Genomic DNA, 19,167 nt, shown 5'->3' with positions numbered 1-19,167 from the left:
CCCGGTCAGACCCGCGTGGACGCCGGGACGCGGAGGGGGCGCAGAACATCGGACATCGTTCTGACCTCCTCCCGGCTCGACGGCGTGCCGCAGAACGTACTCGACTCCGCAGCACCGCCGCAACACCGCTCCCGCTGCTGCCGTGGACGGATCGGCGGCCGCACGGTCAGGCCGGTACGAAGCGGGCCGCGTCGGCGACGACGTAGCCGTCGGTGCCCTCGGTGCGGATCAGCACGCTGCCGGCCGTACCCGCCGGGAACCGGTAGGTCCCCAACGACACCCACTGCCCGCCCGAGGTGCGCTGGTCGACCACCCGGGTGGTCACCCCACCGTCGTGCACCACGTCGACCGGGACGTTGCTGGCCCGGTTCGGGTCGGCGGTCCAGCGCACCTGGACCACCCAGCTCCCGGCCATCGGCAGGGACGGGGTGAACCGCAGCCGGTTGACGCCCTTGCCGGTGTTGCCGTCGTGCTCGTAGTCCGACCCCCAGTAGCCGCCGATCGCGGTGCTGCCCACCCAGACACCGGACCGGGCGACCCCGGCCGCCCGGTTGTCCACCACGATCTCGCCGTCGGCGGTGGGCGGCCAGGTGAGGAGCTGCCCGTCGGCGCGCAACCGGGCCTGGAGGGCGGCGACGTCGACCTGCTGCACCGGCACCCCCGCGTCGAGCGCCAGCTTCGCCGCCGTCGCGGCGGACTGGGCGAGGATCATGAAGACCGGTTCCATCCGGATCGACCCGTACGCGATGTGGGTGGCCGACAGGCACACCGGCACGAACAGGTTGGCGCACTGCGCGGCAGTGGGCACGATCGACCGGTAGCTGATCGGGTACGGGCCGGGCACCCCGACCTGCACGTCGCCCTCGTTCTTCACCAGCCCGTTCACCACCACCCGCTGGCAGTTGTGCGAGTCCATCGTGTAGCTGGCCAACCCGATCGAGTCGGCGGCCCGTACGCTGCCCCGGCAGTCCCGCTCGGTCATCACGTACGCCGAGACCATCCGGCGGGCCTCGCGGACGTAGAGCTGTGGGGGCCAGTTGCCGGTGGCGGTGAACTCGTCGGCGGCCAGGCCCCAGCCGGCGACCCCCGCCCGGACAGTCGCCGGCAGCCGGGGGTCGTTGGCCAGGAACCACAGCAGGCCCTGCTGGTAGGTCCGGTGGTCGGCGACCAGGCTCGCCCGCTGCGCCCGGCCGGCCGTCGGGAAGGCGTAGTTCGCGCCGATGAAGTCGGTGGAGAACGCCCCGGTGTTGTTCGAGTCGGTCTTCCCGCCGCCGACGCTCTGCGTGGTGAAGAACGGCCCGGTGTAGCCGGCCTGCACGTACCGCAGCAGCAGTTCGTAGTCGGCCGGGTCGTAGCCGGCCGGCTGCGGGAACGGGACCCGGCCGGCGGCCTGGGTCAGGCACATCCGGAAGTTGTACGCCTGGATCCGGTCGTCGCCGGTGCCGTTCGGCGCGACCGGGGCGGCGGAGATGCCGGGGAGCAGACCGCTGGCCGGGCTGCCCGGCACCACGTACGGGTCGACCGGCCGGGTGAACTGGTGCTCCCCGCGCAACTGCACCCCGTTGACCGTCTCGCCGTACGCGGTGTTGGCCTCCCGGCCGACCGCGTACGACACCCCGGCGGCGGCCATCAGATCACCCTCGTACGTCGCGTCGACGAACATCGGCCCGGCGAAGAGCTGCCCGTTGTCGGTGACCAGCCCGGTGATCCGGTCGCCGGTCCGCGCGACCGTGGCCAGCGGCGCGTTCAGGTAGACCGGGACCGCGTACTCGGTGAGCAGGTCGTCGAAGACCTCGGCGGCCACGTGCGGCTCGAAGACCAGCCGCATCGGCGAGTCGGGGGTGACCGGGGTGCCCTGGTAGCGGGCGTACACCCGGCGGTAGAACTCCCCGGCGAGGCCGCCGATGGCGGCGCTGGTGCCGCTGTCGGTGTAGCCGAGTCCGCCAGTGGTGAGCCCGCCGACGTGGCTGCCCGGTTCGACGATCACGGCGGTGCCGCCGAGCCGGCGCATCTGCACGGCAGCCATGATGCCGGCCGAGGTCGCGCCGTAGATCACCAGGTCGACGGTGACGGTGCCGGCGGCGAGGGCGGGCAGGCCGAGACCGGTGCCGGCGGCGACGACGAGGGTGGCCCCGCCGAGGCGGAACAGGTGACGGCGGGTGAGCGCAGGCGACATCGCGGCTGCCCTTCGCAGGAGGGGAAGGAGCGCGCCGCCGCACCGGTATGCATCGACTTTCGTTGATCGGACGGGGGTTGTCAAGGGGCGGGTCAGCCGTCGACCAGGTCGTTGACGCAGCGCAGCACCGGGCGGCTGGTCAGCTCCGCCGGGTCCAGCGGCGCACCACCGGTCACCGTGAACGTGACCGACTCCCCCGGCAGCACTGTGACAAGGGCCGCGTCGACCTCGGCGGCCGGGTCGAGGCGGTCCGGGAAGAGGGTCAGGTCGCGCAGCACGGTCTGTGCGGTGACCCGGACCCGCTGACCACCCTCGACCTCCTCCACCGTCGCCTCGTAGCGGGCCGCCGGCCAGTGCGCGTCCCGGTCCTCGGCGAAGAACCACAGCGCCCGCTCCGCGCTGTCACCGGCCTCGGCGACAAGCAGTTCCCGGCGTTCCTCCTCCGCCACCGCCAGGTCCGCCGGCAGCGGCAACGTCACCGCCGCGTACGCCGGCACGTCGAGCCGGTACGAGGTCTTCGCCCTCGGCTCGCCGTGCAGGGTGGACCGGGTCACCGTGACCGGGGCCCGCCACGGGGTGCCCGTCTCGTTCACCGCCACCAGGGCCAGCCCGCCGTCACGGGGCTGGACGGTGAGCAGCCGGTCGGCGTACGCCCGGCGCAGCGCGTACCACAGGGGTTTGCGGCGGCCGTCGCCGTCGACGGCCGCCCACGAGGTGACCGGCCAGCAGTCGTTGAGCTGCCAGACGATGGTGCCGGAGCAGACGTCCCGGTGGGAGCGGAAGTGTTCCACCCCCAGTTGGATCGCCCGCGCCTGGTTGAGCTGGGTCAGGTAGTGCCAGTCGTCGAAGTCGGCCGGGGCGGGCAGGTGGGCGTCGAGCCCGCGTTGCAGCTTCGCGTCCCCGTCGGCGGCCTTCTGGTGGTGGGTCATCCCCGGTGAGTCGTGCGCCAGCGGCTCGTCGGAGAGCGCCCGGCGCAGCGTCGCGTACGCCGGGGGCGCCTGGTAGCCGAACTCGGCGACGAACCGGGGGACGTACTCCCGGTACTTCGTGTAGTCGTCGGTGTTCCAGACGTCCCAGATGTGCGTGGTGCCGTGCGCCGGGTCGTTGGGGTGGATCGCCTCGGTGCCCGACCACGGGCTACCCGGCCAGTACGGGCGGGTCGGGTCCAGCTCGTCGACCACCCGGGGCAGCAGGTCGAGATAGAAGCCCCGTCCCCAGGTGCGCCCGGCCAGCCGCTCCTGCCACTCCCAGTCGTGCCAGCCCCAGATGTTCTCGTTGTTACCGGTCCAGAGCACCAACGACGGGTGCCCGGCCAGCCGGGTCACCTGCTCCCGCGCCTCCGCCTCGACCTCCGTGCCGAACGGCTCCTCCTCCGGGTAGGCCGCGCAGGCGAACAGGAAGTCCTGTTGGACGAGCAGCCCCCGCTCGTCGGCGAGGGAGTAGAAGTCGGCCGACTCGTAGCGGCCACCGCCCCAGACCCGGAGCAGGTTGACGTTGGCGTCGGCGGCCTGGGTGAACCGCCGGGCCAGCCGGTCCCGGGTGATCCGGGTGGGCAACGCGTCGTCGGGGATCCAGTTCGCTCCCCGGACCAGCACCGGCACGTCGTTGACGTGCAGGGTGAACGGGGTGCCGTGGGCGTCGGGGGTGGTGTCCAGGCGTACCGAGCGGAACCCGATCCGGTGTGACCAGGTGTCCAGGGTGTGACCGTCCGCCGTCGCCAGGGTCACCGTCAGCGGGTGCAGCGGCTGTGCGCCGTACCCCTGGGGCCACCACAGCTCGGGGTCGGCGACGGTGAGGGTCAGCGCGGCCGTGCGCCGCCCGGCCGGGACGGTCGTCTCGCCGACCACCCCGGCGACCTCGGCCCGGACGGTCAACGGCACGTCGGCCGCCCGTTCGACCTCGACCTGCAGCTCCACCCGCCCCGCGCCGTCGATCACCGTAACCAGTGGACGGACGGTGCCCAGCCGGGCAGTGGACCAGGCGTGCAGCCCGATCTGCTGCCAGATCCCGGCGGTCACCACCGTCGGCCCCCAGTCCCAGCCGAAGTTGCAGGCCATCTTGCGGACGAACTGGAACGGCTCCGGGTAGGCGTTGGGCCGGTCGCCGAGCCGGTCCCGCTGCTCCTCGGCATAGCGGTACGCCGAGTCGAACCGGACGGCGAGGGTGTTCTCCCCCGGCCGCAGCGCCGACCGCACGTCGAAGCGGTAGGACCGGTGCATGTTGGCGGTGCGGCCGACCTCGACCCCGTTGAGCGTGATCGTGGCGACCGTGTCCAGCCCGGCGCAGACCAGGTCGACCCGGTCGTCGTCGCCGGGCCGGTGGACGAACGTGGTCGCGTACTCCCAGTCGGTGCGGCCGATCCAGGCGAGCGCCGTCTCGTTGTCGTCGAGGTAGGGGTCGTCGATCAGGCCGGCGGCGAGCAGGTCGGTGTGTACGCAGCCCGGCACGGTTGCCGGCACCGCCCGACCGGCCACGGCGTCGGGCACCTGCGGACCGGACACCGCGCGCAACCGCCAATCCTCGTGCAACACCTGCTCGCTCACGACTTCACCGCGCCTTCCATGATTCCCCGGACGATCTGCCGGCCGCCGACGAAGAGCATCACCAGCAACGGCACCGTGGCGATGAACGCCCCCGCGAGCACCCGACGGTAGATGACGTAGTTACCGCTCGCCAGATCGGAGATGGCCACCATCGAGGTCGGGTAGTCGGTGCCGCTGAGCGTGATCAGCGGCCACTGGAAGTCGTTCCAGGTGGCCACGAAGGTGAGCAGGCCCAGCACGGCCAGGGCCGGACGGATCGCCGGCAGCACGATGCTGCGGTAGATCCGCATGGTGGTCGCCCCGTCGACCCGGGCCGACTCGATCAGCTCGTCGGGCACGCTGTTGACGATGAACTGTCGCATGTAGAACACCCCGAACGCGGTGACCAGGCCGGGCGCGATCACCGCCAGCAGGGTGCCGTTCCAGCCGAGCTTTCCCATCACGATGTAGAGCGCGACGATGCCGAGCTGGTTGGGAACGGTGAGGGTGAGCACCACGAGGAGCATCAGCATGTTGCTGCCCCGGAACCGCAGCTTGGCGAAGGCGAACCCGGCCAGCGAGCAGAAGAAGAGCACCGAGGCGGTCACCACTGTCGACACGATGAAGCTGTTGATCAGGGAGGCGGCGAAGTAGACGTCCTGGAGGGAGAAGACCTCCTCCAGGTTGGCCAGGAACCGGTTACCAGGCACCACCGCCGGTGGCAGCTTGGCCAGCGCCTCGTCGTCGCTGGTGGCGATGACGAACATCCAGTAGAGCGGGAAGGCGGCGAACAGAAAGGTCAACGACAGCAGCAGGTACGTGCCGAGGCCGGCCGGGGTGTCCTGCGGCGCGCGGCCCGGAAGGGCGGGCCGGTGCCGTCGGCGGGTCGGTCCGGTGGGCCGTGGCGGGGCGACGACGGTCATCGGTGTCCCCTTTCGCTCGCGACTGCGGTACTCCGCTGCGCTACGTTCCTCGCGCTCACCGATGACCTTTCGCTCGCGACTGCGGTACTCCGCTGCGCTACGTTCCTCGCGCTCACCGATGACCTTTCGCTCGCGACTGCGGTACTCCGCTGCGCTGCGTTCCTCGCGCTCACCGATGACCTCCCGACAGGCGGTTGGTGAGCAGGGTGTTGAGGCCGGTGACCAGCAGGATGATCAGGAACAGCGCCCAGGACATCGCGGCGGCGTAGCCGAGGTTGAGGTCCTTCCAGCCGACCTTGTAGATGAGCTGGGCGATGGTCTGCCACTCGCCGTTCGGCCCGCCGGTGGCGGCCTGCGCGTTCAGGTCGAACAGCATCGGCTCGGTGAACAGTTGCAGCCCGCCTATGGTGGAGAGCACCACGGTGAAGACGATGACCGGCTGGATCATCGGCACGGTGATCCGCCAGAGCTGCCGCCACGGGCCGGCCCCGTCGATCGCCGCCGCCTCGTAGACGTCGCGTGGGATGGACTGCATGGCGGCCAGGTAGAGCAGGGCGTTGTAGCCGATCCACTTCCAGTTGACCATGGTGGCGATGGCGATCCAGGCGTGCGGCTTGTCGGCCCGCCAGTCGATCGCGGCGTCCCCGGTCCCGCCGATGCCCACCTCGGCGAGCAACCAGTTGGCCATCCCGAAACTGCGGGAGAAGAACGCGCTGAACACCATCGTCGAGGCGACGATCGGGGTGACGTACGGCAGCAGCACCCCGACCCGCCACCAGGTCTGCGCCCGCAGCCTGCGGTTGAGCAGCGAGGCGACCACCAGCGCCAGCAGCAGTTGCGGCACCGAGGAGAGCAGGAAGATGCCGAAGGTGTTGTAGAGCGCGTTCCAGAAGTCCTCGTCGCCGGCGAGCCGGCTGAAGTTCGCGACACCCGCCCAGTACGGCAGGGTCGGGTCGTCGAGCCGGTAGTTGCGTAGCGCGACGACCCCGTTGAACAGCAGTGGGAAGAGCCCGAAGACGCCGAAGAGCAGGAAGAACGGCGCGACCATCAGGTAGGGCAGGTAACGCATGTCGAAGCGGTACAGCCGGTTGCGCCAGTCGAGCGACCGGTCACCGGCCCCGGAGGGATCGTGCTCCGGCCCGTTGCGGTGACTCGACGGCGACGCGGCACGGGTGGTGGACACAGGACACCCTCCAGGGCCGGGGACGTGACGGGAGGTGCGGACGGTCAGGACGTGCCGGCCTTCTCGGCCTCCTTGACCGCCTCCGCCCAGGCGGCGTCCGGCTTCAGGGTCCTGTTCTGCACCCGGGTGATCACGTTCTCCACGGCGACCCGGGTCGGGCCGTTCTTCTTGCCCAGGTACTGCGGGGTCAGCCCCTGCGCCATCTTCGGGAAGATCTGCCCGACCGGCGCGTCGTTGAAGAACGGGTTCCTGAACTCGGCGATCGCCGGGTCGGCGTAGAGCGCCGGCTGTGAGGGCAGGTTGCCGACCTTCTTGAAGATCTCGATCTGCTGCTCCGGCTGGACCAGCCACTCCAGCAGCTGGTACGCCTCGTCGACGTGCCTGCTCTGCTTGGGGATGGTGAGGAACGAGCCGCCCCAGTTGCCGCCGCCACCGGGCACCGCGGCGATGTCCCACTTGCCCTGGGTGCCGGGTGCGGTGTCCTTGATGTGGCCGAGCATCCACGCCGGGCAGGCGAGCACGGCGAACGAGCCGGCGGTGAAGCCCTTGTCCCAGTCGGCCTGGAAGCTGGTCAGGTTGGCCGAGAGCCCGGCCCCGATCGCCTTGATCGTGTAGTCGAAGGCGACCTTCGGGCCCTGCTCCATCTGGAGCTGTTCCTGGTCGGTGTAGAAGCCGACCGGTTGCTGGCCGAGGATCGGGTTGAACAAATTGGTGCCGGAGTCGAGGAACTTCTTCCTGGTCTTGCCGGTGTACTCCTGACCGACCTCGATGAACTTGTCCCAGGTGGGCCAGAGCGCGGAGACCTGGTCCCGCTCGGTGGGCAGCCCGGCGGCCTTGAACAGGTCGGTGCGGTAGCACATGGCCAGGCCACCGACGTCGGTGCCGAGGCCGATCTGGCTCTTGCCGTCGGCCGACAGCGACTGCTTCCACTTCCAGGGCAGGTACTTGCTCTCGTAGGAGCCGGCGCCCTTGTCGAGCAGGTTGACGAACTTGTCGGACTGGCTGCGGAACTGGACCATGAAGCCCTCGTCGACGGCGGCGATGTCCGCCGCGCCGTTGCCGGCGACCAGCTTCTTCTGGAGATCCTCGTGCTGGGCGTTGTACTCGCCCGAGTTGAGCTGGATCTTGACGTTGGGGTGGTCGGCCTCGTAGCGGGTCTTGAGGTCCTGGAGACCGAAGTCGCCCCAAAAATTGATCTTGAGGGTGACCTGGCCGCCCTTGCCGCCCGAGTCGGTGGTGCTCTTGCCGCTGCACGCGGCGATCATCGTCAGGCTGACGGCACCGACCGCCGCCGCGCGGGCCCAGTGGGTCCAGGACCGTGTCATCTCATCCTCCGCGCACGCATGGGGAACGCTCCAGACATCGAGGAACGTTGACTGAACCGGATAAGTGAGGCCACCGTACGGGCCACCCCGTGCACTGTCAACGGCCGGTTAACAACGCTCTCGACCGGTAACCTGCGGGTGCCCATGGGAGCGTGACCAGTCGTGATGAGGCGGCTCTGTCGGCCCGCACGGCAGCCCCGCGCGCCCCTATCCGGGCGCGACGCGACTGCCGCGCTTAACCGGGCAAGCAGATCGTCCGCCCACGACGGGCAGGGGTCGACCACAGCCGGGGACACCGGCCGGACCAGGCACCGGTAGCGTGGGCACCGCCGGCGATCCCGGCCCCGTGGACGGCCTGCCCAGGCCGCGAGGAGTGGAGGAGACCCGCCGGTGAAGCGGCCGACCATCGCCGACGTCGCCCGACGCGCCGGAGTGTCCAAGGGCGCGGTCTCGTACGCGCTCAACGGGCAACCGGGCGTCTCGGAGACCACCCGGCAGCGGATCCTGGCGATCGCCGCCGAGATCGGCTTCAGCCCGAGCAGCGCCGCCCGCGCGCTCTCCGGCGCCACCGCCGACGCGGTCGGCCTGGCGCTGTGCCGGCCAGCCCGGATACTCGGCATCGAGCCGTTCTTCATGGAGCTGATCAGCGGCGTCGAGGCCGAACTCTCCGCCCGCTCGTACGCGCTGACCCTCCAGGTGGTGGCCGACCAGGAGGCGGAGATCGCGGTCTACCGACGGTGGTGGGCCGAGCGGCGGGTGGACGGGGTCCTCGTCTGCGACCTGCGTACCGACGACATCCGGGTGCCCGCCCTGGAAGAACTGCAACTACCCGCCGTGGTGATCGGCGGGCCGGGGCACACCGGCACGTTGGCCAGCGTCTGGTCCGACGAGGCGGCGGCGCTGGCCGAGACGGTGGAATACCTGGTCGCGCTCGGCCACCGCAAGATCGCCCGGGTCGGTGGTCTGCCCTCGCTGCTGCACACCGGCATCCGGACCGACGCCTTCACCGAGGTGTGCGGTCGGCTCGGGCTCACCGAGGCGGCGACCGTGTGGTCCGACTACACCGGCGAGGAGGGCGCCCGGGCCACCCGACGGTTGCTCAGCTCCGCCCAGCGCCCCACCGCGCTGATCTACGACAACGACGTGATGGCGATCGCCGGGCTCTCCGTGGCCCAGGAGATGGGGCTCGGCGTGCCCGCCGACCTGTCCATCGTGGCCTGGGACGACTCCCCGCTGTGCCAGCTGGTCCACCCGCCGCTGACAGCGCTCAGCCGGGACATCCCCGCCTACGGCGCGCACGCCGCCCGCCAACTGCTCGCCGTCATCGCCGGCGAGCCGGTCGACGGGCTCCAGGACGAGACGGCGCACCTGACCCCGCGCGGCAGCACCGCACCGCCCCGGGCGAGGTGAACCGGTTCAGGAAAGCCGCCTACCCGATCTCACCGGGGCGGTCGATCTCACCGGGCTGTGGTCGGGAACTCCGCGAAGTACGCCTCGACCCGTTCGGCGGTGGCCGGCCGCGCCAGCGCGTAACCCTGGCCGTACCGGCAGCCGGCCCGGGTAGCCCGGTCGACGTCCGGCTCGGACTCCAGCTCCGCCATCACCACCGTCACCCCCAGCCGCTCCCCCAGGCCCACCACCACGTCGATCAGCGGACGGGCACCGTCGGCCGGCACGGCCGGCTGCGGCTGCACCTTCAACAGGTCGATCGGCAGCCGGCGGAGCTGGGCCAGGGAGGCGTGCTCCGCCCGGAAGTCGTCGAGCGCGGTGCGCACCCCCATCGACCGCAACCCGGCAAGCCGGGTCACCACCGTCGGCAGATCGGTGCCGAGCCTCGACGCGGCGATCTCCAGCACCAGCCGTTCCGCCGGGACGTTGTGCCCGGCCAACACCGCCGCCACCCGGGGCACCAGATCCGGCGCCAACAGCTCGGCCAGGGTGACGTTGACCGCCAGCCACAGTTCCCGGCCCCCGTACGACCAGTCGGCGAGCTGCCGGCAGGCCCGGTCCAGCACCCACCTACCCAGCTCACCCAGCAGGCCGAGATCCTCGGCGACGGGTAACAACTCGGCCGGCAGCACGGTGCCCAGGACCGGGCTGCGCCACCGCAACAACGCCTCGATGCCGGCGGGGCGCCGGTCGGCCAACGCCAGCACCGGCTGGTAGACCAGGTCCAACTCGCCCCGGGCCAGCGCGCCGGGAAGTTCCCGTTCCAGGTCCAGCCGGCGGACCAGTTGCTCCTCCAGGCAGGCGTCGTAGAACTCGACCCGGTTCCGGCCGAGCTGGACGGCCCGGCGACGCGCCAGTTCGGCCTGGCGCAGCACGTCCGGCGGCCCCGCGCCGGCCAGCTCGGCCAGGCCCACGCCGACCCGTAACCGCACCATCCCCGTCGACACCGGACACGGCTCGGTCAACGCGGCGAGCAGTCGTCCGCCCAACGCGTACGCCGGCACCGAGGCGGCATCGGTGACCACCGCGAACTCCGTGCCGGACAGCCGGGCCACCAGGTCCCGGGGACCGACCACGTCACGCAGCCGGCGGAGGGTGGTGGTCAGGACGGCGTCGGCCCCCGCGGGAGCGGGCCCGTCCGGCGACAGGTCGAGGCCGTGCACGTCGAGCACGAGCAGGGCACCGGGCGTGCCGCACCGCTCGTCGAGCACCCGCAACAGCTCCCGCCGGGTGGCCAGCCCGGTGAGCGGGTCGGTGGCCGCGATCCGACGCAGCTCACGTTCCCACCGGCGGCGTTCCCCGACGTCCCGCACGTGCAGCACCACCGCGGCAACCTCCGGCACGTCCCGCTGGTCGCTCACCGTCGACTCGATCTCGCGCCAGCCACCGTCACCGGCCCGCATCCTGGCCACCAGCAGCGGCGGAACACCGTCGTCGGGCTGCGCGGCCAGCCGGGCCAGGACGACCGGGGCGTCGTCCGGGTGCAACAGGTCGGCCAGCGCCAGCCCGCACACCTCGTCCTGGCGCAGCCCGAACCAGCGCTCGCCGGCCTCCGACAGCCAGTGGACCCGCAACCCGTCGTCCAGCACCAGGGTCAGGTCGCGACCACCCGAGACCAACGTCCGGAAATACGCCTCCCGGGCGGCCAGCAGGCCCGCCCACCGTCGGTTGTCGGTCGCGGAGATCAACTCCCGGCCCACCAACGGCGGGATCACCGCCAGCCCCAGCAGGACGGCGGTCCGGGTGAAGCCGCCCACGAACACCAGGTGGCCGACCGCCGCCACGGTGGCCACCACCGCGGGGGCGGTCACCCGTGGCCAGGCCGGCGGTGGACCGGACAGACCGGCCGGGTCACCCGCCGAGACCCGGGCCATCGCGGTGGCGGTCAGCAGCGCCCCGCCGGCCAGCAACGGCACCGCGGTCAGCAGCGCCGCCCCGGGGGCCCGGTAGGCCAGCAGTGCCACCAGGTCGGCCAGCCCGAGCAGGACGGCCGCCGCCCCGACCCGACAGCGGGCCGCCCCGGGACGACGACGCCCGTCGGCCAACGCGCTCACCAGCAACCCGGCCAGACCACCCGCGCCGACCACGGTGACCACCCGGACCACCGGCGGCACCGGACCGGGCGGGACCAGCACCCAGCCGGCGAAGAGCAGCGCGGTGCCCAGGCCGAGCACGTCCACCCCACGGCGCAACCGGGCCCGGGGAGTCAGCCGGGAGTGGCCGGGCAGCAGGAGCAGACCGACCGCGTACGCCAGGGTGGCCACGCCGAGCCCGACCGCCGCGACCTCGACCCGCCGTACCGTCGGCGTCAGCGGTAACACCGCCACGGTCAGCCCGGCCACCGTCACCGCGGCGTTGAGCAGGGCGGCGGCCCGGCGGCGGTGCCGGGCCCGCCGGTCCGGGCCACCCGTGGTGGTCAGTCGGAACAGTCGACGGATGGCCAGCGCGCAGCCGCCGGCGCCGGCGAGCGCGGTGGCCGCCAGCGGCGGGAGGACATCTGCCAGGCCGGCACCGATCAGCAGCGCGGCGAGCAGCGAGAACACGATCGGGGCGGACGGTGGGCGGCGGAGGAGGGGAGCGACGGTCACGGCGGTCGCCTTCGTGAGGGGGACACGGGCCGGTGCAGAAGGGGTTAGCGTTTCAACGAGCCGCAATCCCCCCGGTTATGCCCCTCTGCCGTGACCCGCGTCACCTATTCGCGGCGGCAGCCCCGGGTGCCGGTCGGCCCGGCCGCAGGTGGGATCATCGGGGGGTGAGTAGCGCCGACACCATCCGCTTCCGGCACAACCAGGCCATCCTGGTCGCGGCCGTGATCGCCACCGTCGGCGCGCTGCCCCTGGCCGCCGCCCGGTGGTACCTGCTGCCCGTACTGCTGATCCCGCTTGTCGTCGCGGTCTGGGCCTGGCGCTCCGGCACCGACGCCGACCCGCGCGAGCTGCGGCTGCGAGCGCTGGCCGGAAGCCGACGGGTGCCCTGGGAACAGGTCGTCGAGTTGGCCGCCGACCCACGCGGCCGGGCCGTCGTCCGGCTCGCCGACGGGCATCAGCTGCCCCTTCCCGCCGTCCGCGGCGCGGACCTGCCCCGACTGGTCTCGATCACCGGGCAGACCCGGCCCGACACCCACTGAGCCGGGCAGCCGCCCCACCGGTCCGGAGCCCCACCATCCGAGCTGTGCGCCGGCCCGCCCACAGCGGCGCTGTCAGTAGCCGTCCACCACCCGGTTGACGAGCGGCGTCCCGGCGGCGAACCGGCGCACCTGCTCCCCCACCAGCCGGTACGCCCGGGGCAGCAGCCCGCGCACCGAGCCGGCGACGTGCGGGGTGAGCAGCACGTTCGGCAGCTCCCAGAGCGGATGGTCGGCGGGCAACGGCTCCGGTTCGGTCACGTCCAGCGCCGCCCGCAGCCGGCCCGAGGTCAGCTCCGCGACCAGCGCCGAGGTGTCCGCCACCGGGCCACGGGCGGCGTTGACCAGCAGCGCCCCGTCCGGCATGGCGGCCAGGAAGTCGGCGTCCACCAACCCCCGGGTGGCGTCGGTCAACGGCACCAACAGCACCACCACGTCGGCCTCGGGCAACAACCGCGGCAACTCGGCCACCGCGTGGACCCCTTCGGCCGGCCGGGCGCTGCGGGCGACCAGGGTGAAGGTGACGTCGAACGGGGCCAGCCGGTCCCGTACCGCCGCGCCGATCGAGCCGGCTCCCACGATCAGCACCCGCTTGCCGGTCAGCTCGTCGGTCGGCGCGACCTGGTCGTACGCCCACTCCCGCCGGGCCTGGGCGCGGGCCAGCGCCGGGAAGCCGCGCAACTGGGCGAGGATCGCGGTGACCACCCACTCGGCGGTGCCGGCGTCGTGCACCCCCCGGGCGTCGCACAGGGTGACCCCGGCAGGCACCCGACCGGTCCAGGCGTCCGCCCCCGCGGAGAGGAGCTGCACCACCGCCAGGTCGGGCAGCCGGTCCAGCATCGTCGTGGTGTCCGTGCCGGCCAGGAACGGCGGCACCCAGAACCGGACGTCCGCCGGGTCGCCGGGGGGATTCGCCGGATCGGTCCACGGCTGTACGGTGACACCGCACGGCACCGGCCCGAGCAGCTCGACACCGGCGGAATGCGGAATCCATACCTTCACGCGTGCCGACGATAGCCCTCCGACGGCGGCCCGTGCAGACGGGCCGGCCGACCGACGCCGCACCGGGCGACGTCGCCCACGTCCACAGGCGCGGATCGGCCGGGGCAGGTATAACCGAGGGTCGGACGTCGAACGGCGTCCCCCATCACGGCAGACAGGTGGTCGATGACCGAACGCACCGAACGGCCGGCCGTCGACATCCCCGCACTGGCCGACCCGGCCCGGCTGCGGTCGCTTACCGACACCGGTCTGGGCGCCGCGCCGGACGAGGCGTTCGACAGGTTCGCCCGGCTGGTCAGCGACCTGCTCGACGTGCCGGTGGCGCTGGTCTCCCTGGTCAGCGAGACCCGACAGTTCTTCCCCGGCGCGGTCGGGTTGCCCGACCCGTGGGCCGCCCGCCGGCAGACCCCGCTGAGCCACTCGTTCTGCCAACACGTGATCGACACCGAGATCCCGCTGGTGCTGCCGGACGCCCGGCTCTATCCCCGGGTACGGGACAACCTGGCCGTGCCGGAACTGGGCGTCATCGCGTACGCCGGGATGCCGCTGACCGACCTGGACGGCCGGGTGCTCGGCTCGCTGTGCGCGATCGACAGCAAACCCCGGGCCTGGACGAAGGCCCAGCTACGCACCCTGGCCGACCTGGCGGCGGCCTGCTCCTCGGAGCTGCGGCTGCGGATCGCGCTGGATGCGGCCGAGGAGGCCCGCCGCCTGGTCGAGCAGGCACACGACCGGCTCAACCTGCTCGCCTCGCTGAGCGAGACCCTGGCCGGGACACTCGACGTGGAGACGGCGGTGGGACGGCTGGCCGACGCGGTGGTGCCGTTGCTTGCCGACTGGGCCACGGTGACCCTGGTCGACCGGGCAGGCACCCCCCGACGGGTCACCGCCGTGCACCGTGATCCGGCCCGCGCCGCCGAGGTGGCCCGGCTCGGCGAGCTCGCGCTCCACCGGCTCGGCCCGGCCTCGATCACCCGGACGGTGCTGCGGACCGGCCAGCCGGTGCTGCGCGGCGTCGCCGACCTGGCCGACATCCGGCAGGCCAGCGACGCCCCGGAGCTGGTGACCCTCGCCGAACGGCTGGGCTTCGCCTCGCACCTGACCGTGCCGGTGCCGGCCCCCGGCCGGGGCGCGGTGATGGGCGCGGTGACCCTGGTCAACGGGCCGGGTCGGCGGGCCTTCGACGACGACGACCTGGGTACCGCACTGGAGATCGGCCGTCGCGCCGGGCAGGCGGTCGGCAACGGGTGGATCTACGGCGAGCAGCGGCACGTCGCCGAGGTGTTGCAGCACAGCATGCTCCCGCAGTTGCCGCAGAGCCCGTGGGTCGAGCTGGTGGCCCGCTACCAGCCGGCCGCCGACCGGGTGGAGGTGGGCGGCGACTGGTACGACGCCTTCGTCCAGCCCGACGGCGACCTGATCGCCGCGATCGGGGACGTCGCCGGCCACGACATCGAGGCCGCCGCGACGATGGGGCAGCTCCGCAACCTGGTGCGGGGCAACGCGTACGGTCGCAGCGACCCGGTCGACGAGTTGATGCGGCGGTTGGACGCCACCATCTCGGGGCTGCACATCCCGACCGCCGCCACGGCGGTGCTGGCCCGACTGCGGCCGGCCCCGGGCGGGGTCGCGGTCACCTGGTGCAACGCCGGCCATCCCGCGCCGCTGCTGGTCACCGCCGACGGCGGCGTACGACTGCTCGGCGGCCGCCGGGAGCCGCTGCTGGGGTTCACCCGCCCGGTCCCGCGGACCGGGGCGGAGGTGCTGCTCGCTCCCGGGGACACCCTGCTGCTCTACACCGACGGGCTGGTGGAACGGCGGGACCAGCCGATCGACGAGGGCATGGCGCAGTTGTGCGAACGGGTCGCCGCCGCCGGTGCCCGGCCCGCCGCCGACCTGTGCGACCTGCTGCTCGGCACCGAACAGCGGCGCGAGGACGACGTGGCGTTGTTGGCCGTACGGGCCCGCTGAGGCGTCCACCGACCGGTGGCCCGTCCGCCGCCGGCCCGGCGGGTCCGGATTCGCGGGCTAGGCTGGGGCGGGTGACCGCCCGACTCCCGTACCCCCGCACCGCCCGGGTCCGCGCGGCCCTGGCGACCTCCGGCGTCGCGCTGCTGCTGACCGGGTGCAGTCTCGGCCCGCCGGAGCCCGACCCGGCCGGTGAGCCCCCCAACCTGCCGACCCCGTCTGCGTCGGCGGGCACCCCGGAGCAGCAGGTGGTGGCCACGGTGCTGGCGAAGGGTCTACGGGTACCGTGGGCGATCGCCTTCCTGCCGGACGGGGCGGCGCTGGTCACCGAGCGGGACAGCGGCCGGATCCTCAAGGTCGGGCCGGAGTCGGGGGCGCAGGGGCTGACCGTCGCCCCGGTGCAGACCGTGCCGGAGGTGGCCGCGTCCGGTGAGGCGGGGCTGCTCGGCATCGCCGTCTCACCGGCGTACGCGCAGGACCGGTCGGTCTTCGTCTACTACACCACCGCGCAGGACAACCGGGTGGCCCGGTTGACGCTGGGCGGCACCCCCACGCCGATCCTGACCGGCATCCCCAAGGCCGGCAACCACAACGGCGGCGGGCTCGCCTTCGGCCCGGACGGGCAGCTCTACGTGAGTACCGGCGACGCCGGCAACCGCGACGCCGCCCAGGACCGCGCCAACCTGGCCGGCAAGATCCTGCGGATCACCCCGGACGGCAAACCGGCGGCGGGCAACCCGTTCCCGAACTCGCCGGTCTGGTCGCTGGGGCACCGCAACGTGCAGGGCATGGCCTGGGATTCCGGAAAGCGGATGTACGCCACCGAGTTCGGCCAGAACACCTGGGACGAGCTCAACCGGATCGACAAGGGCGCGAACTACGGTTGGCCGACGGTGGAGGGGCAGGCCGGTGACAAGCGGTTCGTCGACCCGATCGCGCAGTGGGGCACCTCGGAGGCGTCCTGTGCGGGGCTGGCGGCGACGGGCCGGTCACTGGCCACCGCCTGCCTGCGCGGCGAGCGGCTCTGGCTGGTGGAGCTGACCGACGGCGGCACCGTGCTCGGTGCGCCCCGGGAACTCCTCACCGGGAAGTACGGTCGGTTGCGGGCGATCGCCGCCGCCCCGGACGGTTCGCTCTGGGTCTCCACCTCCAACCACGACGGGCGCGGCCAGCCGGTGCCGGAGGACGACCGGCTGCTGCGGCTGGTCTTCGCCGACGGCGGTGCCGGCCGGAGCTGACGACACGCCGGCAGGCCGGACAGCGGGGCAGGTACCGGGCGGATCGGCCGCCCGTCGGGCGGGTTTGCCAAGATCTTTCACTGGGCAGGTCACAATCTCAGCATGGACGGTCAGGAGAACGAGCAGCGCGGGCCCGGGGAAACGGACACCCCCACCCGGCGTGAGCGGCGCCGGCGCACCTGGTGGCCGGCCGGCCGGTCGGGGCAGGCCCGGCGGGTCGGCGTGGTGCTGGCGGTGCTGCTGGTCGCCCTGACCGGAACGGTCATCGGGGTGTTCGCCGCCGGCCGGGTCAGCACCGACATCGGCCCGTTCCGCGCCGATCTGACCCTGGCTCCGGCGGTCCGGGGCGGGACCACTGTCGACATCCCCCCGCTGGGCGCGCTGCAGCTCGACAGCCACCAGGGCCCGACCCACCTGACGGTCGGCCTCGGCGCGCTGGACCAGCGCAAGACCGAAGCGTTGATCGACGACCCGGCGAGCATCAGCCGGGCCAGCCAGTCGGCGGTGACGGACGTCCGCAACGGGGTGCTCCGGCTCGGGCTGCGTACCCTCGGCGGTGCGGTGCTGGTCACCCTGCTGCTGGCCGCGCTGGTCTTCCGGGACACCCGGCGTACCGCGTGGGCCGGCGGGCTGGCCCTGGTGGTGACCGCCGGCAGCCTGGGGCTGGCGGCGGGCACCCTGCGCCCGCAGGCCATCGAGGAGCCCCGGTACGAGGGACTGCTCGTCAACGCCCCCGCGATCGTCGGTGACGCGCGCCGGATCGCCAACGACTACAGCCGCTACGCCGAGCAGTTGCAACGGTTGGTGGGCAACGTCAGTCAGCTCTACACCACGGTCTCGGCGCTGCCGGTGTACGAACCGGCGCCGGGCACCACCCGGGTGCTGCACGTCTCCGACATGCACCTCAACCCGACCGGCTGGCAGCTGATCCGCACCGTGGTCGAGCAGTTCGGCATCGACGTGGTGATCGACACCGGCGACCTGACCGACTGGGGCAGCGAGCCCGAGGCGTCCTACGTCGGCTCGATCGGCCTGCTCAAGAAGCCGTACGTCTATATCCGGGGCAACCACGACTCGCCCAGGACTGCCGCGGCGGTGGCCCGCCAACCGAACGCGGTCGTACTGAACAACTCGACCACCACCGTGGCCGGGCTGACCATCGCCGGCATCGGTGACCCCCGGTTCACCCCGGACAAGGAGACGTCACCCGCCGGCAGCGGCCTCACCGCGCAGGTCGCCGACCAGGTCATCGGGGCCGGCGAGACGCTCGCCGCCACGGTCCGCAGCTCGCCGCGCCAGGTGAACGTCGCGCTGGTGCACGACCCGGCCTCGGCCGGGCCGCTCTCCGGCACCTGCCCGCTGGTGCTGGCCGGGCACACCCACTCCCGGCAGGTGTCGAAGCTGCCGCAGGTGGCCGGCCAGCAACCCACCCAGTTGATGGTGGAGGGCTCCACCGGCGGCGCCGGGCTGCGCGGCCTGGAGGGCGAGAAGCCCACCCCGCTGTCGATGACGGTGCTCTACTTCGACCAGCAGAAACTGCTCCAGGCGTACGACGACATCACCGTCGGCGGCACCGGTCAGGCCCAGGTGAACCTGGAACGTCACGTGATCCGGGAACCAGCGAAGGGCGCCGACGTTCCCGTCACCCCGACCCCGACGCGGGGCGCAACGGAGTCCCCGTCCACCTCCGGGACGGGCCCGCCCCCCACGTCGCCGTCGCCCGGCCCGACCCGCTGACCCACCACTACCCAGAATCTTGGCCCTCCGGTGGGCCAGGCCGGCCCGGCGGGCGGGCCCGGCGAGTCGACTCAGGCCTGACGGGTCGGATCGGGCGGTGTCGGCGGACGGGCGGACTGCGCCCGCCCGCCTGAAAACCACCCACTCAGTCACTCAGAGCGACGCTCGGACCGGCCCCACCTATCTCCACTCGGCCACTTTGCTCTGCTGCCCTGAGAGCGACAGTGACAGATTGTAGTGACGTCGAAGCCCATCGCGTAAACGAGGGATCAAGATAGGCGCTGCTCAGCGCTCTGTCGCTTAGATGGCAGCAGAGCAAAGGATGCAAACCGGGGACGGGTGGACCCCCCGAGCGAGCACGCAGGGTAATTTGCGATAACGCAGGCCGTTTCCTACACGGAGCGTTACCAATGCAGAGACGGCATCTATGTCGGGGTGGCTGGGATCGAGGGCAGAAACTCCGGCCCTGCGTCGTTGGCCGCACGAGAACGCGGGACCGAGGGGTTGCGAGAGAACACCG

At 72.5% G+C, this 19,167-nt stretch carries 12 protein-coding genes; 5 read left to right on the top strand and 7 right to left on the bottom strand.

Features of this window, described 5'->3' with window-relative positions:
• Positions 1 to 166: 166 nt before the first annotated feature.
• The 5 genes from AC0AIB_RS18680 to AC0AIB_RS18660 form a co-directional block, all read right to left on the bottom strand.
• Positions 167 to 2,176: an FAD-dependent oxidoreductase gene (locus AC0AIB_RS18680; RefSeq protein ID WP_465097148.1), complete on the bottom strand. Its 2,010-nt coding sequence runs from the start codon at positions 2,174 to 2,176 to the stop codon at positions 167 to 169.
• 92 nt (positions 2,177 to 2,268) lie between these two features.
• Positions 2,269 to 4,719 carry a glycoside hydrolase family 2 protein gene (locus AC0AIB_RS18675; RefSeq protein WP_465097147.1) on the bottom strand — a complete coding sequence of 817 codons (2,451 nt, stop codon included), beginning with the start codon at positions 4,717 to 4,719 and terminating at the stop codon, positions 2,269 to 2,271.
• Positions 4,716 to 5,621, bottom strand: a complete 906-nt coding sequence (locus AC0AIB_RS18670) for a carbohydrate ABC transporter permease (protein WP_328339306.1) — start codon at positions 5,619 to 5,621, stop codon at positions 4,716 to 4,718. Before AC0AIB_RS18670 ends, AC0AIB_RS18675 begins: the two co-directional genes overlap by 4 nt.
• A 169-nt stretch (positions 5,622 to 5,790) precedes the next feature.
• Positions 5,791 to 6,804, bottom strand: coding sequence for a carbohydrate ABC transporter permease (locus tag AC0AIB_RS18665; protein WP_442930504.1), 1,014 nt, complete (start codon positions 6,802 to 6,804; stop codon positions 5,791 to 5,793).
• A gap of 44 nt (positions 6,805 to 6,848) precedes the next feature.
• On the bottom strand, positions 6,849 to 8,129 hold the full coding sequence (locus tag AC0AIB_RS18660) for an ABC transporter substrate-binding protein (RefSeq protein WP_465097146.1): 1,281 nt from the start codon (positions 8,127 to 8,129) through the stop codon (positions 6,849 to 6,851).
• 390 nt (positions 8,130 to 8,519) lie between these two features.
• Between AC0AIB_RS18660 and AC0AIB_RS18655 the strand changes: the two genes are divergently transcribed.
• The gene (locus tag AC0AIB_RS18655; RefSeq protein ID WP_328339310.1) at positions 8,520 to 9,539 is read left to right on the top strand and encodes a LacI family DNA-binding transcriptional regulator; all 1,020 of its coding nucleotides are present in this window, start codon (positions 8,520 to 8,522) and stop codon (positions 9,537 to 9,539) included.
• Positions 9,540 to 9,586: 47 nt separating this feature from the next.
• On the opposite strand, the gene AC0AIB_RS18650 is transcribed toward AC0AIB_RS18655, so the two are convergent.
• Positions 9,587 to 12,166: a putative bifunctional diguanylate cyclase/phosphodiesterase gene (locus AC0AIB_RS18650; protein ID WP_328339312.1), complete on the bottom strand. Its 2,580-nt coding sequence runs from the start codon at positions 12,164 to 12,166 to the stop codon at positions 9,587 to 9,589.
• 164 nt (positions 12,167 to 12,330) lie between these two features.
• Between AC0AIB_RS18650 and AC0AIB_RS18645 the strand changes: the two genes are divergently transcribed.
• Entirely contained in the window at positions 12,331 to 12,705 is a 375-nt protein-coding gene (locus AC0AIB_RS18645; RefSeq protein ID WP_328339313.1) for a PH domain-containing protein, read from the top strand.
• A 72-nt stretch (positions 12,706 to 12,777) separates the two neighbouring features.
• Here AC0AIB_RS18645 and AC0AIB_RS18640 read toward each other — a convergent pair whose 3' ends face one another.
• The gene (locus AC0AIB_RS18640; RefSeq protein WP_328339315.1) at positions 12,778 to 13,704 is read right to left on the bottom strand and encodes a 2-hydroxyacid dehydrogenase; all 927 of its coding nucleotides are present in this window, start codon (positions 13,702 to 13,704) and stop codon (positions 12,778 to 12,780) included.
• 165 nt (positions 13,705 to 13,869) lie between these two features.
• On the opposite strand from AC0AIB_RS18640, the gene AC0AIB_RS18635 reads away from it, so the two are divergent.
• The 3 genes from AC0AIB_RS18635 (at position 13,870) to AC0AIB_RS18625 (ending at position 18,647) form a co-directional block, all read left to right on the top strand.
• Positions 13,870 to 15,675, top strand: coding sequence for a GAF domain-containing SpoIIE family protein phosphatase (locus AC0AIB_RS18635; RefSeq protein WP_328339318.1), 1,806 nt, complete (start codon positions 13,870 to 13,872; stop codon positions 15,673 to 15,675).
• A 62-nt stretch (positions 15,676 to 15,737) separates the two neighbouring features.
• Positions 15,738 to 16,910 carry a PQQ-dependent sugar dehydrogenase gene (locus tag AC0AIB_RS18630; RefSeq protein ID WP_442930840.1) on the top strand — a complete coding sequence of 391 codons (1,173 nt, stop codon included), beginning with the start codon at positions 15,738 to 15,740 and terminating at the stop codon, positions 16,908 to 16,910.
• Between the two features lie 102 nt (positions 16,911 to 17,012).
• Positions 17,013 to 18,647, top strand: a complete 1,635-nt coding sequence (locus tag AC0AIB_RS18625) for a metallophosphoesterase (protein WP_328339322.1) — start codon at positions 17,013 to 17,015, stop codon at positions 18,645 to 18,647.
• The last annotated feature ends 520 nt before the right edge of the window (positions 18,648 to 19,167 follow it).

Source organism: Micromonospora sp. DSM 43699, from assembly GCF_055517075.1.
This window is presented reverse-complemented; position numbering and strand designations above follow the sequence as displayed.